Consider the following 14,205-nt stretch of genomic DNA (forward strand, 5'->3'; position numbering starts at 1 on the left):
AACACCCAACGAGAATAGTCTGTTTCCCTGACGTCAAAAGTCGTTTAACACTAAACTATAGTCTCTGGAGCGCCTGATGACCAAAAATCCAAAGTCCGACACCCAAACCCTGCGCGACGCCGCGCTGCACTATCACGCCTATCCCAACCCCGGTAAGCTGGAGATCCGCGCAACCAAGCCGATGGCCAATGGCCGCGATCTGGCGCGGGCTTATTCGCCGGGCGTGGCAGAGGCCTGCATCGAAATCAAATCCGATCCTGCGGACGCGGCGAAATACACGTCGCGCGGCAATCTGGTCGCGGTTGTGACCAATGGGACAGCGGTCCTTGGCCTTGGAAACATCGGCGCGCTGGCGTCGAAACCGGTGATGGAAGGCAAGGCCGTCCTATTCAAGAAATTCGCCAGCATCGACTGTTTCGATATCGAAGTAAACGAAAGCGATCCGGAGAAGTTGGCCGATATCGTCTGCGCGCTGGAGCCGACCTTTGGGGCGATCAATCTTGAGGATATCAAGGCCCCCGACTGCTTTATCGTGGAAAAGATCTGCCGCGAGCGGATGAATATCCCGGTCTTCCACGATGACCAGCACGGCACCGCAATCGTCGTGGGCGCAGCCGCCAAAAACGCACTGCACGTCGCGGGTAAGACATTCGAAGACATCAAGATTGTCTCTACCGGTGGTGGCGCGGCGGGGATTGCCTGCCTCAACATGCTGGTGAAACTGGGCGTGAAGCGTGAGAATATCTGGCTCTGCGACCTGCACGGGCTGGTCTATGAAGGCCGCACCGAGGATATGAATCCGCATAAGTCCGCCTTTGCACAGAAAACCGACCTGCGCACGCTGGATCAGGTGATCGAGGGCGCGGACCTCTTCCTCGGCCTGTCCGGCCCGAATGTCCTGAAACCGGAGATGGTGGCAAAGATGACGGATCGTCCGATCATTTTTGCCCTGGCCAACCCCAACCCCGAGATCCTGCCGGATGTGGCGCGCAGCGTCTCCCCCAACGCCATCATCGCCACCGGCCGCAGCGACTTTCCCAATCAGGTCAATAACGTCCTCTGCTTCCCCTTCATCTTCCGTGGGGCGCTGGATGTGGGCGCGACAGAGATCAACGACGCCATGCAGATCGCCTGTGTCGAGGGTATCGCCGAAATGGCCCGGATGACCACCTCGGCCGAGGCGGCAGCCGCCTATCAGGGCGAACAGCTGACCTTTGGCGCCGACTACCTCATCCCCAAGCCGTTTGACCCGCGTCTGGTCGGTGTGGTGTCCTCCGCCGTGGCCAAGGCCGCCATGGACAGCGGTGTCGCCCAGCGTCCGATTGATGATCTTGTCGCCTACCGCGCGAAATTGAACCAGACCGTGTTCAAATCCGCCCTGCTGATGAAACCCGTCTTTGAGGCGGCAAAGGCTGCATCGCGCCGCATCGTTTTCACCGAGGGCGAAGATGAGCGGGTGTTGCGCACGGCTCAGGGCATCCTTGAAGAGACCACCGAAACGCCGATCCTGATCGGTCGGCCCGAGGTGATCGAAACCCGCTGTGAACGGCTGGGCCTGCGCATCCGCCCCGGCACCGACGTCCAGATCGTGAACCCGGAGAACGATCCGCGTTACTACGACTACTGGACCAGCTACCACCGCGTGATGCAGCGCGAAGGCGTGACCCCGGATCTGGCCAAGGCGATCATGCGCACCAACACCACGGCAATCGGCGCAATCATGGTCCACCGGGGCGAGGCCGACAGCATGATCTGCGGCACCTTTGGCGAATATCGCTGGCATATGAACTACGTGAACCAGGTGCTTGGCGGTGGCAGCTATGAGCCCCATGGGGCGCTGTCACTGATGATCCTTGAGGACGGGCCGCTGTTCATCGGTGATACCCATGTGCGGATCGAACCAACCCCGGAACAGATTGCGCAGACGGTTCTGGGCGCCGCGCGCCACGTACGCCGCTTTGGCCTGGAGCCAAAGATCGCCCTGTGTTCGCAATCGCAGTTTGGCAATACCAGCTGCGATTCCGGCGCACGGCTGCGCGCCGCCATCGACATCCTCGACCGGACGCCCCGCGATTTCATCTACGAAGGCGAGATGAATATCGATACTGCGCTGGATCCTGAGCTGCGGAGCCGGATCTTCCCGAATTCGCGACTGGAGGGCGAGGCCAATGTGCTGATCTTTGCCCATGCCGATGCCGCCAGCGGTGTGCGCAACATCCTCAAGATGCGGGCCGGCGGGCTGGAGGTCGGGCCGATCCTGATGGGCATGGGCAATCGCGCGCATATCGTCTCCCCCTCGATCACCGCCCGCGGGCTGCTGAACATGGCGGCAATCGCCGGAACGCCCGTCGCCCACTACAGCTGACGGCTGGCTGCGGGGCGCAGATCCCGCAGCGCCACAAACAGAGCAGGCACGTGGCCTCGAATCAGAGTGCCTGCCCCACCCTCCCTCAGACGACCGGCTTCTGAGGCTTGCGCAGAGACTTTGCAAACTGCGCTTCATCTTGCTGTAAATTCCGCGAATGCACCCTGTTTGCAAAACTTTGCAACGCCACACCGGCAAAAAATGCAAATTTCTTGCGCCAATCTGACGCGACGTCGCCCAGCACGCTTGCCCGGTGGCGATCCATGCGCCTAACTCACCTCCAAGGATGAGTGAGGAGGAACCGCATGTCGTATTCAGAGGTCTATGAGAGCTGGAGGTCCAATCCGGAACAATTCTGGATGGAAGCCGCAGCGTCGATCAGCTGGGATCGCGCGCCGAGCAAGGCCCTGACCGACAAGGGCGATGGGCTCTACGAATGGTTTGCCGATGCAAAGGTGAACACCTGCTACAACGCTGTCGACCGTCACGTCGAAGCAGGCCGGGGAGAGCAGACGGCGATCATCTACGACAGCCCCATCACCCAGACGAAGCGCGAAATCTCCTATGTTGAGCTGCGCAACCGTGTCGCCACCCTGGCCGGGGCGCTGCGGGCCAAGGGCGTGGAGAAAGGCGACCGCGTCATCATCTACATGCCGATGATCCCCGAGGCGCTGGAGGCGATGCTGGCCTGCGCCCGCATCGGTGCGGTGCATTCGGTGGTGTTCGGCGGTTTTGCTGCCAACGAACTGGCTGTGCGGATCGACGATGCCAAGCCCAAGGCGATCATCGCCGCCTCCTGCGGCATCGAGCCGGGCCGGATCGTGCACTACAAGCCGCTGCTGGACGGCGCCATCGACCTGGCCAGCCATAAGCCGGATTTCTGCGTGATCTTCCAGCGCGAGCAGGAAGTGGCCGAGCTGATCCCGGGCCGAGACGTGAACTGGCACGGTTTCCAATACGGTGTGGAACCTGCCGAATGTGTGCCGGTTGAGGGCAACCACCCTTCCTATATTCTCTATACTTCCGGCACCACCGGCCAGCCCAAGGGGGTGATCCGCCACACCGCGGGCCAGCTGGTGGCACTCAATTGGACCATGAAGAACATCTATAACGTCGATCCCGGCGACGTGTTCTGGGCCGCCTCGGATGTGGGCTGGGTCGTGGGCCACAGCTATATCTGCTACGGGCCGCTTATTCACGGCAACACCACAATCGTGTTCGAGGGCAAACCCGTCGGCACGCCCGATGCGGGAACCTTCTGGCGGGTGATTTCCGAGCATAAGGTCAAGAGCTTCTTCACCGCGCCGACTGCTTTCAGGGCAGTGAAACGCGAGGACCCGAAAGGCGAGTTCGTCAAGAAATACGACCTCGGCTGCCTCAATCAGGTCTACCTGGCCGGCGAGCGTGCGGACCCCGACACCATCACCTGGGCGCAGGAGCAGCTGAAGGTGCCGGTGATCGACCACTGGTGGCAGACAGAGACCGGCTGGTCGATTGCCGCGAACCCGCTGGGGATCGAGGAACTGCCGGTCAAGCTCGGCTCCCCAGCCGTGCCTATGCCGGGCTATGAAGTCGATATTCTGGACGAAGGCGGCAACCCGGTGGCGCCGGGCGAGCTGGGCGCGATTGCGGTGAAACTGCCGCTGCCGCCGGGCACGCTGCCGACGCTCTGGAATGCTGAGGACCGCTTCAAGAAAAGCTACCTGACCACCTTCCCCGGCTATTACGAGACCGGCGATGCCGGGATGAAGGACGAGGACGGCTACCTCTACATCATGGCGCGCACGGATGACGTGATCAACGTGGCGGGCCACCGCCTGTCGACCGGCGCCATGGAAGAAGTACTGGCAGGCCACCCGGATGTCGCTGAATGCGCCGTAATTGGCGTCGCCGACAGCCTCAAGGGGCAGATGCCATTGGGTTTCCTCTGCCTCAATGCTGGCTGCAACACGCCCCATGAGGAGGTAGTCGCGCAGGTGGTGAAACTGGTGCGCGAGAAGATCGGCCCCGTCGCCGCCTTCAAACTGGCCTGCGTCGTGGACCGCCTGCCCAAGACCCGCTCCGGCAAGATCCTGCGCGGCACGATGGTGAACATCGCCGACGGCACGCCGTGGAAGATGCCCGCGACCATCGATGACCCGGTCATTCTGGACGAGATCACCACAGCGCTGCAAACTCTCGGATACGCGAAGTAAGACGCGCGCAGGCTTCTGACAAACGCAGGCTTCGCCACCCGGCGGAGCCTGTCTTTGTATGATGTGCCGCGCGGTTTTCCTTGCAACTCGGTCGTGCCCGCCTACCCTGCCGGGAAGGAGGCATGTATATGACACACATCGACATCTGGCGCCTGAGCGCAACGGAACTGGCACAGCACACCCGAGCGGGAGATCTGACCGCCGAAGCCGCCGTTGCCGCCTCCATCAACCGCATGGCAGCGGTCAATCCCGATCTGAATGCCGTTGTCGAGGATCTGGGCAGTGACGCCTTGGAGCGGGCCAGAGCGCTAGACAAGGCGCGCGATGCGGGTGCCACGCCCGGTCCGCTGCACGGTGTGCCAGTCACCATCAAGATCAACGTCGATCAGAAGGGCCACGCCACCTCCAACGGTGTGACCGCGCTGAAGGACCTGATCGCGCCGGATGATGCGCCGGTGGTGAAGAACCTCCAGGATGCAGGGGCCGTCGTGATTGGTCGCACCAACACGCCTGAGTTCTCCTTCCGTGCCGACACTGACAACCCGCTCTTTGGGCGCACGCATAATCCCTGGGGGCGCCATATCTCGCCTGGCGGCTCCTCCGGCGGGGCCGGTGCGGCGGTGATGGCCGGGATCGGCGCGCTGGCCCATGGCAATGACATCGGCGGCTCCTTACGTTTTCCCGCCGCTGCCAATGGCGCGGTAACCGTCAAACCCGGCCTGGGCCGCGTGCCTGCCTGGAACCCCAGCCAAAGCGCAGAGCGTGGAATACTGGCGCAGAATATGTCCGTACAGGGGCTGATCACCCGCACGGCACGGGATCTGCATCTGTCGATGCCCAGCCTTATTGCGCCCGATCCTCGCGATCCCTTCCACGTGCCGATGCCCTGGCACGGTCAGGCCACCGAAGGCCCAATCCGCGTCGCCTTTTCCAAGGAGACCTACGGCTACGAACTCCACCCTCAGGTGGAGGCCGCCTTGGATGACGCGCGCGCAGCCCTGCTGGATGCAGGCTATATCGTCGAGGAAACCCTGCTCCCCGATGTCTTCGATGCCGGGCGCACAGGGTACCGCGCGTTGATGGGCGAGGTCTATGCCCTGATGAAAGACGATGTTGACGCAGCCGGGTCGCAAACGGTGCGGGATATCTTTGCAGTCTATTTTGAGGAATTCCCGCCCTTTGCCGGCGTCGAGCTGTTGCAGATGATGGCCAAACGCACGCAATACGCGCGTGACTGGTCGCTCTTCATGCAGCGCTACCCATTGGTATTGTCCCCGTTCCTGCCGCAGCCATTTTTCAAACCCGACCGCGACACCGAAGGGGCGGCAGGCGTGCATGAGGTGCTGGGCTGTGCTGTCTATTCCTATGCGATGAACTTCCTCGGCCTGCCTGCGGCCTCGGTTCCCAGCCGCCTTGCCAAATTGCCCTCAGGATCGCAGCCGATCAATGTGCAGATCGCAGCATCGCGCTGGCGCGAGGACATGGCAGTGGACGCCTGTATCGCCATTGAGGATCGGATCGGGCGCATGTGTGACAGACTGTGGGAGCAGCTCTAACCCGGCTGGCAGATGGTCGGATACATACTATGGGTGCGCGAAAAGAACCGCGGGAAACCAACACGCTCGCGGATAACGAAACCCGGGACTCGGCTCACACCGACCCCCGGATTTTCCGATACCACCGGATACTCGTTCACAAACATCACACGAAGGTTGCGGGACCATCGCCCCGGCGTTTCCCGCCTTCGCGGATCCAAACGCGTACGGATCAATACCCGCACAGTCCGGCTGAAGCAAAATCTTAGCTGCTTAAAATATAGGGGCCGATGGCCATCCCGGTAGATCCTGCGCCTCTCTTCTTGAGAGCGCTATGCCCTTTGGCTGTCACCGCTGGCATCGGCCTTGTCTAGAGTTCGATTATCGCACAAAAACGCGATCCTTGCGATCACAAACACGTGATCCACCCCGGGCAATGGCCATCTACCTTAGGTGAATTGCTCCGAAATCAACCGTTCCTCCAGCCCATGGCCGGGGTCGAACAGGATCTTGTGGCGGATCCTGGTCTGGGTTGCGATCTCAACCTGAACAACATTGGCAAAAGAAACGGAATCCGCGGCCGCAATCACGGGCCGTTTCTCAGGTTCCAGCACATCAAACCGCACTGTTGCATTGCTGGGCAGCAAGGCACCGCGCCAGCGGCGCGGACGAAAGGCGGCGATTGCGGTCAATGCCAGCACATCCGAACCGATGGGCAAAATGGGACCATGCGCCGAATAATTATAGGCCGTCGACCCCGCTGGCGTTGATACAAGCGCCCCGTCACAGACCAGTTCCGCCATACGCTGACGATCATCAACAGAGATCTTCAGCTTGGCTGCCTGCGGACCGGCCCGCAGCAATGAAACCTCATTGATAGCCAGAGCCCGATGCGTCTGCCCTTCTGCATCCAGTGCGACCATGGACAGCGGGTTAATAATCTCTTCCTCGGCTGCCATCAGCCGCGCGATCAGGTCAACGACGCCATATTCATTCATCAAAAAGCCGATAGTACCTCGGTTCATGCCATAGACCGGCGCCGACAGATCAATCGTGTCGTGCAGCGTGTCGAGCATGAAGCCATCGCCGCCAAGCGCAACGATCACATCCGCCTCTTCCTTGGGCACGTTTCCGTAGCGTGCGACCATCTCGGCTTGAGCTGACTGCGCCACCGGAGCCCGGCTGGCCAGAAAGGCGATTCTCATTGTCATCAAATCTGTTTCCGGTGTTACGCAATTCGTTCCGAAACAATCACAGCTTTCCCAAGATTGCCAGTCTTGCCGCTCTCAGCGGGGATTTCGTCGCATTCCGGGCTTTCGGGGCCTAGGTGTTTCCGATAGGAAATCTCTCGAATACTACGCCAACTGATGGAGTGTCATCATGACCGAGACCACCTCCCGCGACCCCGGTTTTTTTACCCAATCCCTCGCAGAGCGCGACCCGGAGCTGTTCGGCTCGATCACGGATGAGCTCGGCCGTCAGCGCGACGAGATTGAGTTGATTGCATCGGAGAACATCGTTTCCGCCGCCGTGATGGAGGCTCAGGGCTCCGTTCTGACCAACAAATACGCCGAAGGCTACCCGGGGCGTCGCTACTATGGTGGCTGCCAATATGTTGATGTTGCAGAAAATCTTGCCATCGACCGCGCAAAACAGCTGTTCAACTGCGAATTTGCAAACGTTCAGCCCAACTCCGGTTCGCAGGCCAACCAGGGTGTGTTCCAGGCGTTGATCCAGCCCGGCGACACCATCCTGGGGATGGACCTCGCCTCTGGTGGTCACCTCACTCACGGTGCGCGTCCCAACCAGTCTGGCAAATGGTTCAACGCCATCCACTACGGTGTGCGTGAAGACAACAACCTGATCGACTATGATCAGGTCGAAGCGCTGGCGCTGGAGCATCAGCCCAAGCTGATCATCGCCGGTGGTTCCGCCATTCCGCGGGTGATCGACTTTGCCCGCTTCCGCGAGATCGCGGACAAGGTTGGCGCCTATCTGCACGTCGACATGGCGCATTTCGCCGGTCTGGTTGCGGCGGGTGAACACCCCTCGCCCTTCCCCCATGCCCATGTTGCGACCACCACCACGCATAAGACCCTGCGCGGTCCGCGCGGTGGCATGATCCTGACCAATGACGCCGATATCGCCAAGAAAGTGAACTCCGCGATCTTCCCCGGCATCCAGGGTGGCCCGCTGATGCATGTGATCGCCGCCAAGGCCGTCGCATTCGGTGAAGCACTGCGCCCCGAGTTCAAAGACTACCAGAAGCAGGTGCGGGCCAATGCCGTCGCGCTGGCCGATCAGCTGATCAAGGGCGGTCTGGACATCGTCACTGGCGGCACCGACACCCATGTGATGCTGGTCGACCTGCGCCCGAAAGGCGTGACCGGCAATATCGTGGACAAGGCTCTGGGCCGCGCCCATATCACCACCAACAAGAACGGCATTCCGTTTGACCCGGAGAAGCCGACCGTGACCTCCGGTATCCGTCTCGGTACCCCGGCAGGCACCACCCGTGGTTTTGGTGAAGCCGAATTCCGCGAGATTGCGGATCTGATCATCGAGGTGGTCGACGGCCTTGCAGCCAATGGTGAAGATGGCAACGCCGCTGTTGAGGCATCGGTACGCGAGAAAGTGGCCGCCCTCTGCGCCCGCTTCCCGCTCTACCCGAACCACTGATCCGTTCGCGGAAACAAACAACAACCGCCGCGGGCCCATGGCGCGCGGCGGTTTTCTATTCATGATCTCTGCCCACTGGGATCAGAGCGATTTGGTCTCTGCCAGAGCCTCCTCCAGCATTTTCTCATTGCGCGCCTCTTCGATACGGCGGATGCGATCCTCGCTGGACCGGATATCAAAACGGTATTTCACAACATTGATCAGGCTCAGCGTCAGAAGCATGATGCCCATGCCCCAGAACCCTTTGGTCGCAAGCGGCACATCGGTCGACAGCCAGAGCGAAATGCCCAGCATCCCGTAAGCCACGGCCACACCGGCCACGTTGAGAGTGATGATCAGGTTGTTGTCGTTGCGTGTGTTTGTCATTGGGTTTCTCCCGGTTGGTCATAGGTGGTGTTAAGGTCAATCAGATATCGGGCGCATCGGCCCTATACGTGTTGTGTCAGGCTTTTGCGTGCAGCCGTGCCAGCACATCGGCAGCAGTACTGCGGGTCGGCTTCCCAAACCCTGCATCAGCCAGATCGTCGGCCACCGAGCCATGGCTCAGCCCGGTTTCGATGTCTTTGAGGATCGCACTCTGTTCAAAGGGGTCTTCGGCAGACATCACCCGATTGATCAGGGCTTCGGCCTCTCCCAGCGTGTCACCGGAACCGGCGCTGCGGGCCATGCCGCCATGCGCATGTTGCGCCTTGCGGGTGGCGCGGGCCGCGATGGCGCCCTGTTTCAGATCCATGAGGCGACGATGGCTGGCCTCGACCGACTGGCGCAATTGCAGGCCGCGCTGCTCCAGCATATCGACGGTACGGCGGCGCATGGCCTGTTCATTCTCCAGCTCGGCAATCGCGGCGGCAGCTGTCTGGGCCAGATCCTCCCGCCCCTCTGTCAGCGCTGCCTGCGCCCGCTCCAACAGATCCGCAATCCGCAGCGTCACCGCATCCAGCTGCCGGGTTTCCATACGGGACTTCTGGATCAACCCGGCCAGAACCTGCTTCGCACGGGTCAGATCTGCTTCGCTGGTGCGGATCTTCTGGTCGATCAGGTCAATCGCATAGGTGTCGCTCAACCGTTCCTCGGCACGGGCATCAATGCCTCGGATCAGGGTCTTAATCGTTGCAAACATCACATCCTCCAAATCTGAACATCGTTCATAAATCTGGTATAGAAAAATCCTGAACGTTGTTCAAGGATTATTTTGAACAACGTTCAGGAAATCATGCAAGTCGCGATAATACCTCGGAAATCATCCGCTCGATCTTGGCGATCGGAACCCCGGAGATCCGGTTCTCCAGCCCCAGAAGCACGATTCCATGCACCGCCGAGAACAGCGCCCGCACCATGAGCGCCAGATCCTCAGGCGCCTTATCAGGAAAAATCTCGGCAACAGGCGCGGCAATATTGGCAAATAGTTTCTCCAGCGCCGCCCTGTACCAGTCGGGCACCTCGGCCTCCTCCGCCCGAACATCGAACAAGGCCCGCCAGAGCCGCGTATTTTCAGCCGCAAACCCAAGATAGGCGTGGCTCATCAGGATCAGCCGGTCCGTTGGCGCCTGCGTCTGCGCGCCAACCAGCGATCGCTGCACCGCCAGCCCCAGCGCCTGAAAAGTCCGCCCGTTGACAGCCATCACGATGGCATTCATGTCGTCGAAAGCGTTGTAGATGGCCCCAACTGCACAGCCTGCATCGGTCGCCAGATCACGTGCCCGCAGCGCCCCTGCCCCATCGCGGCGAATGCGGATCTCAGCCGCCGCCACCAGCTTTTCGCGCAACTCTTGCTTGCGGATTTCGGCCTTGCTCGCCATCTGCTCTGCCCCTCAATCTTGAACCACGTTCAAGTTATCGCCTCAGACAGGCAAACAAAAGAGCAATCAGATAAAACCCCGCCAGCGCAGCACCACCACCAGCAGCACCGCAACAACGATCAGTGAAAATGCCATCGTCGCAACGATGTCCAGTATCCGCCCCCGTCGCCGATCGGCCAGATCAATGGATTTCAGATGTTTGCTCACCTCGCGCGCCGCGCGTTGCAGCGGTTCGTGATCCACCGTCAGCGCCAGTTTCGGATGCGCCAGAAGATGCTGTGCCTCTGCCAGTCGCAGCCCCTGCTGGTAAATCCGTCGGGGCAGCCGTCGCCGCGCCCGGTTCAACGCCGCAGAGAGATCCCCGCCCGCCTGTTCACGGTCCTTCAGCAGATCCTGAACCTGTTCGATCTCTTTCAGAAGTGTCTCTGCCATGGGCTGCCCGAAGTATGAGGAGTTTCGCGCACCTTAGCCGGGCCGGGTCCGACGCTCAATGGCTGGGCGGCTCTGGTCAGGATTGGGGCAATCCCCCGCGCAAAGGGACTGGCGACCGCCGTGATCGGGCGCTATCACGGGGACATGCTGAACACCATCCGCCATGGCGCCCCGACTGATAAACCCACCTTGATGATCGCGCATGGGCTCTATGGCTCCGCCCGCAACTGGGGCGCGATTGCCAAGCGGCTCTGCGATGATCGCGAGGTCATCGCCGTCGATATGCGCAACCACGGCAACAGCCCCTGGACGGAGAGTCACAGCTATCTCGATCTGGCCAGCGACCTTGCCGAGGTCATCGAGCAGCACGGCGGTCCGGTCGATATGATCGGCCACTCCATGGGCGGCAAGGCGGCGATGACACTCGCGCTCAATCACCCTGACGCGCTGCGCCGTCTCCTGGTCGCCGACATCGCCCCGGTCGCCTATGGCCATAGTCAGATCCAGTTCATCCACGCCATGCGCCAGGTCGATCTGTCACGGGTTGAGCGGCGCTCCGATGCGGAGGCCCAGCTGGCAGAACTGGGGGTCGAAAAAGCTTTGCAGAGCTTCTTCACTCAGTCGCTTGACCTGCCCAACAAACGCTGGCGGCTGAACCTGGACACGCTGGAACGTGATATGCCCAAGATCATGGGCTTTCCCGAAACCGAGGCGCAATGGGACGGCACCACGCTGTTTCTCTCCGGCGCTGCATCCGACTATGTCCTCGCCGAGCACCGCCCTCTGATCAAAGCCCGCTTCAGCCAGTCGCATTTCGCCAAGCTTCCGGACTGCGGGCATTGGCTTCATGCAGAAAACCCGCGCGCATTTGTTGCCACAGCCCGCGGGTTCTTTGACGCCTGACCGGGGATACCGCGCCAGACCGACCAGGAATCATCCCTGATACAGACGACGCGCCACGAGATAGGACACCGGCAGGCCAGCAACAGCACCGATGGCCGCCGCCATAAGGATGGCAGCCACCGAAACGTGACCGGCGACCAGCACCGCGATCACACCAGCGCCGGCAAGGCTGCTGCCGATCAGGGAATAGAGAATGGACGCTAAGCGGATCATGTCGGTCACTCCGGTCATGGTTGGCAGATGTCATTTAGAACTGCCCTCTTAGACCATCGCGACCGCTCGATCGTCTTTGATCCTGATCAGGTTCTCCATGACGGTTTGGCCGATCGGGAAATCTGTGTTTCGATGCAGGCCCAAACGATCATCAGGCCGGACGCGCCTGATCAGGAACTTGCGTACATCCAAAACGGACAACCGCCGCACCTGCTCTCGCGGTACGACGGTGGCCTGCCGGGGGCCATTGGTACAGACGTGCCCCCAGATATCATCGCTTGTGACGCAGCAGTGGTCGGACCAGCTCAACCCCAGGTCTGCCGCATTTATGTCAGGCCCTAGCCGGTAGCCCGCGCACCATAGCCGCCAGCGCCACCATTTGCGAAGGACACGATGTTCTGCCCGCCCGAACCGGTCTTGAAGATGGAGATCTGGCGGGTCAGCTCATTGGCGTCGTTGGACAGGGTCTGGCTGGCAGCCGTCGCCTCCTCAACCATCGCAGCATTGTGCTGGGTCACCTGATCCAGCTGGCTGACGCCCGTGTTGATTTCCACCAGCGTGACCGATTGCTCGGCGGCGCCGGTTGCGATCTGGCTGACATGGCCGGAAATCGTGCTGACGCTGCCGATGATCTTTTGCAGCTCTTCCCCCGCCCGACTCACCAGTTTCACGCCATTGCCAACATATTGCGAGCTTTCGGTGATCAATTGCTTGATCTCGCCCGCCGCATCAGAGGACCGCTGCGCCAGCGCCCGCACTTCGGAGGCCACAACGGCAAACCCGCGCCCTGCCTCGCCTGCTCTCGCGGCTTCAACACCGGCGTTCAGTGCAAGCAGGTTGGTCTGGAACGCAATGTCGTCAATGACCGAGATGATCTGGGAGATCTTGCCGGATGATTCCTCGATCTGCGACATGGCCGTGACCGCACTATTCACCACCTCACCGCTTTCTTCGGCGGTGACGCGGGCGTTGCTTACAATTTCCTCGACCTCGCGGGCACCATCAGCGGCCGAGCGCACGGTCGAGGTCAGCTCCTCAATCGCCGCTGCCGTTTCTTCCAGGGTTGCCGCCTGGGTTTCGGTGCGATGCGACAATTCGCTGGAGGATTGGCTGATCTCAGAGGCGGTGCTGCCGACGGCCTCGGCCACAGCTTTCACCGTTTCAACCGCGCCCATCAAGGTGTCCTGCGCCTTGTTGAACGCATCGCAAAGCACCCGCATATCCGGCAGATCACTTGTTGGCACACGGTAGCTGAGGTCGCCGTCGCTCAGCGCTTCCAGCCCTCTGGAGATTTCCTCAACACAGTTCTGCCGCGCAGTGATATCGGAGGCCAGCTTGATCACGCGGATCGTCTTGCCTTCGCTGTCCAGAACAGGGGCGTAGGTGGCCTGGATCCAGATCGTCTTGCCCGATTTGGCAACACGCGGAAACTGATCCGTAAACGCCTTGCCAGCCGCAAGATCCCGCCAGAACGCCGTGTAGGCCTCGCTGCGGACGTAATCCGGGTCCACGAACATCGAATGATGTTTGCCTTGGATTTCCTCAAGAGGGTAGCCGATCGCGCCAAGGAAGTTGGCATTGGCTTCGATGATGGTCCCATCAGGTTCAAACTGGATCATCGCCTGCGTCCGGTCGATCATGTCCATGATCGACTGCTGCATCGTCGACTCTGCCGACTTCTTCTTTGCGTCTTTCTTGAAAAACATCGTTACCCTCGGCCAAACATTGAAAGTTCACTAGAAATTCAATACCCAAGAGACATTGCTCAAACATTAACCTGAGGGAGCGATACCAGCATGATCGAAAGCCGATGACCAGCAAACCCGAAGCATGATTTTGCGCAACAATCCCAATTACTTAATATACGCCCCGCAAGTGAAGCATACGACCAGTTTTAACGCCATAAGGAACACTCTTGCCGCACCCTCAACCCAAGGTGGTGAGACTTCTGACGAACCGCCAGCCGGAAATGAACACAATTTGATATTAATCAAGGATACGCTCCCAGAACGCCCCTATACAGAGCATCTTGCGCGCGACCTGAATTCACAAAAATCGCCTAAAGCGGAAAAGACCGAGTATTG

General features: G+C 60.5%; 14 protein-coding genes. 6 read left to right on the top strand and 8 right to left on the bottom strand.

Translation table 11 applies throughout. The annotated features are described in order from the left end of the window. Nucleotides 1-76 precede the first annotated feature (76 nt). The gene (locus tag VWZ81_RS07500) at nucleotides 77-2,365 is read left to right on the top strand and encodes an NADP-dependent malic enzyme (protein ID WP_340545257.1); all 2,289 of its coding nucleotides are present in this window, start codon (nucleotides 77-79) and stop codon (nucleotides 2,363-2,365) included. A gap of 85 nt (nucleotides 2,366-2,450) precedes the next feature. Here the strand turns inward: VWZ81_RS07500 and VWZ81_RS07505 are convergent, their stop codons facing one another. Beyond that, nucleotides 2,451-2,630, bottom strand: coding sequence for a hypothetical protein (locus tag VWZ81_RS07505; RefSeq protein WP_416536259.1), 180 nt, complete (start codon nucleotides 2,628-2,630; stop codon nucleotides 2,451-2,453). Nucleotides 2,631-2,670: 40 nt separating this feature from the next. Here VWZ81_RS07505 and prpE point away from each other — a divergent pair, with 40 nt between their 5' ends. Then, a complete protein-coding gene (gene prpE / locus VWZ81_RS07510; protein ID WP_416542435.1) occupies nucleotides 2,671-4,560 on the top strand; it encodes a propionate-CoA ligase PrpE in 1,890 nt (629 codons plus the stop codon). Nucleotides 4,561-4,688: 128 nt separating this feature from the next. Beyond that, nucleotides 4,689-6,116 (top strand): amidase family protein, encoded by a 1,428-nt coding sequence (locus tag VWZ81_RS07515; protein ID WP_416542436.1) that lies wholly within the window; start codon nucleotides 4,689-4,691, stop codon nucleotides 6,114-6,116. A gap of 428 nt (nucleotides 6,117-6,544) precedes the next feature. Here the strand turns inward: VWZ81_RS07515 and VWZ81_RS07520 are convergent, their stop codons facing one another. Further along, a complete protein-coding gene (locus VWZ81_RS07520; RefSeq protein WP_340545253.1) occupies nucleotides 6,545-7,306 on the bottom strand; it encodes an NAD kinase in 762 nt (253 codons plus the stop codon). Between the two features lie 169 nt (nucleotides 7,307-7,475). Here VWZ81_RS07520 and glyA point away from each other — a divergent pair, with 169 nt between their 5' ends. Beyond that, nucleotides 7,476-8,774, top strand: coding sequence for a serine hydroxymethyltransferase (gene glyA / locus VWZ81_RS07525; RefSeq protein ID WP_340545252.1), 1,299 nt, complete (start codon nucleotides 7,476-7,478; stop codon nucleotides 8,772-8,774). Nucleotides 8,775-8,855: 81 nt separating this feature from the next. Here the strand turns inward: glyA and VWZ81_RS07530 are convergent, their stop codons facing one another. From VWZ81_RS07530 to VWZ81_RS07545, 4 genes are all read right to left on the bottom strand, one after another. Next, the gene (locus tag VWZ81_RS07530; protein WP_260101729.1) at nucleotides 8,856-9,140 is read right to left on the bottom strand and encodes a hypothetical protein; all 285 of its coding nucleotides are present in this window, start codon (nucleotides 9,138-9,140) and stop codon (nucleotides 8,856-8,858) included. 76 nt (nucleotides 9,141-9,216) lie between these two features. Further along, nucleotides 9,217-9,894: a PspA/IM30 family protein gene (locus VWZ81_RS07535; protein WP_416542437.1), complete on the bottom strand. Its 678-nt coding sequence runs from the start codon at nucleotides 9,892-9,894 to the stop codon at nucleotides 9,217-9,219. A 91-nt stretch (nucleotides 9,895-9,985) separates the two neighbouring features. Next, complete coding sequence (locus VWZ81_RS07540) at nucleotides 9,986-10,573, bottom strand: TetR/AcrR family transcriptional regulator (protein WP_416536264.1); 588 nt, start codon at nucleotides 10,571-10,573, stop codon at nucleotides 9,986-9,988. A 66-nt stretch (nucleotides 10,574-10,639) separates the two neighbouring features. After that, the gene (locus tag VWZ81_RS07545) at nucleotides 10,640-11,005 is read right to left on the bottom strand and encodes a hypothetical protein (RefSeq protein WP_340545249.1); all 366 of its coding nucleotides are present in this window, start codon (nucleotides 11,003-11,005) and stop codon (nucleotides 10,640-10,642) included. A gap of 144 nt (nucleotides 11,006-11,149) precedes the next feature. Between VWZ81_RS07545 and VWZ81_RS07550 the strand changes: the two genes are divergently transcribed. Continuing rightward, the gene (locus VWZ81_RS07550) at nucleotides 11,150-11,908 is read left to right on the top strand and encodes an alpha/beta fold hydrolase (RefSeq protein WP_416537361.1); all 759 of its coding nucleotides are present in this window, start codon (nucleotides 11,150-11,152) and stop codon (nucleotides 11,906-11,908) included. 30 nt (nucleotides 11,909-11,938) lie between these two features. Here VWZ81_RS07550 and VWZ81_RS07555 read toward each other — a convergent pair whose 3' ends face one another. Together VWZ81_RS07555 and VWZ81_RS07560 are read right to left on the bottom strand one after the other, a co-directional pair. Further along, nucleotides 11,939-12,121 carry a hypothetical protein gene (locus VWZ81_RS07555; protein WP_340546300.1) on the bottom strand — a complete coding sequence of 61 codons (183 nt, stop codon included), beginning with the start codon at nucleotides 12,119-12,121 and terminating at the stop codon, nucleotides 11,939-11,941. A 338-nt stretch (nucleotides 12,122-12,459) separates the two neighbouring features. Beyond that, nucleotides 12,460-13,827 carry a methyl-accepting chemotaxis protein gene (locus VWZ81_RS07560; RefSeq protein WP_416542438.1) on the bottom strand — a complete coding sequence of 456 codons (1,368 nt, stop codon included), beginning with the start codon at nucleotides 13,825-13,827 and terminating at the stop codon, nucleotides 12,460-12,462. A gap of 124 nt (nucleotides 13,828-13,951) precedes the next feature. Here VWZ81_RS07560 and VWZ81_RS07565 point away from each other — a divergent pair. Then, nucleotides 13,952-14,205: hypothetical protein (locus VWZ81_RS07565; protein WP_416542439.1), on the top strand; the 254-nt coding region annotated here is incomplete at its 3' end.

This window comes from Phaeobacter sp. JH20_34 (assembly GCF_048056095.1).
Lineage (GTDB): Bacteria > Pseudomonadota > Alphaproteobacteria > Rhodobacterales > Rhodobacteraceae > Phaeobacter > Phaeobacter bryozoorum.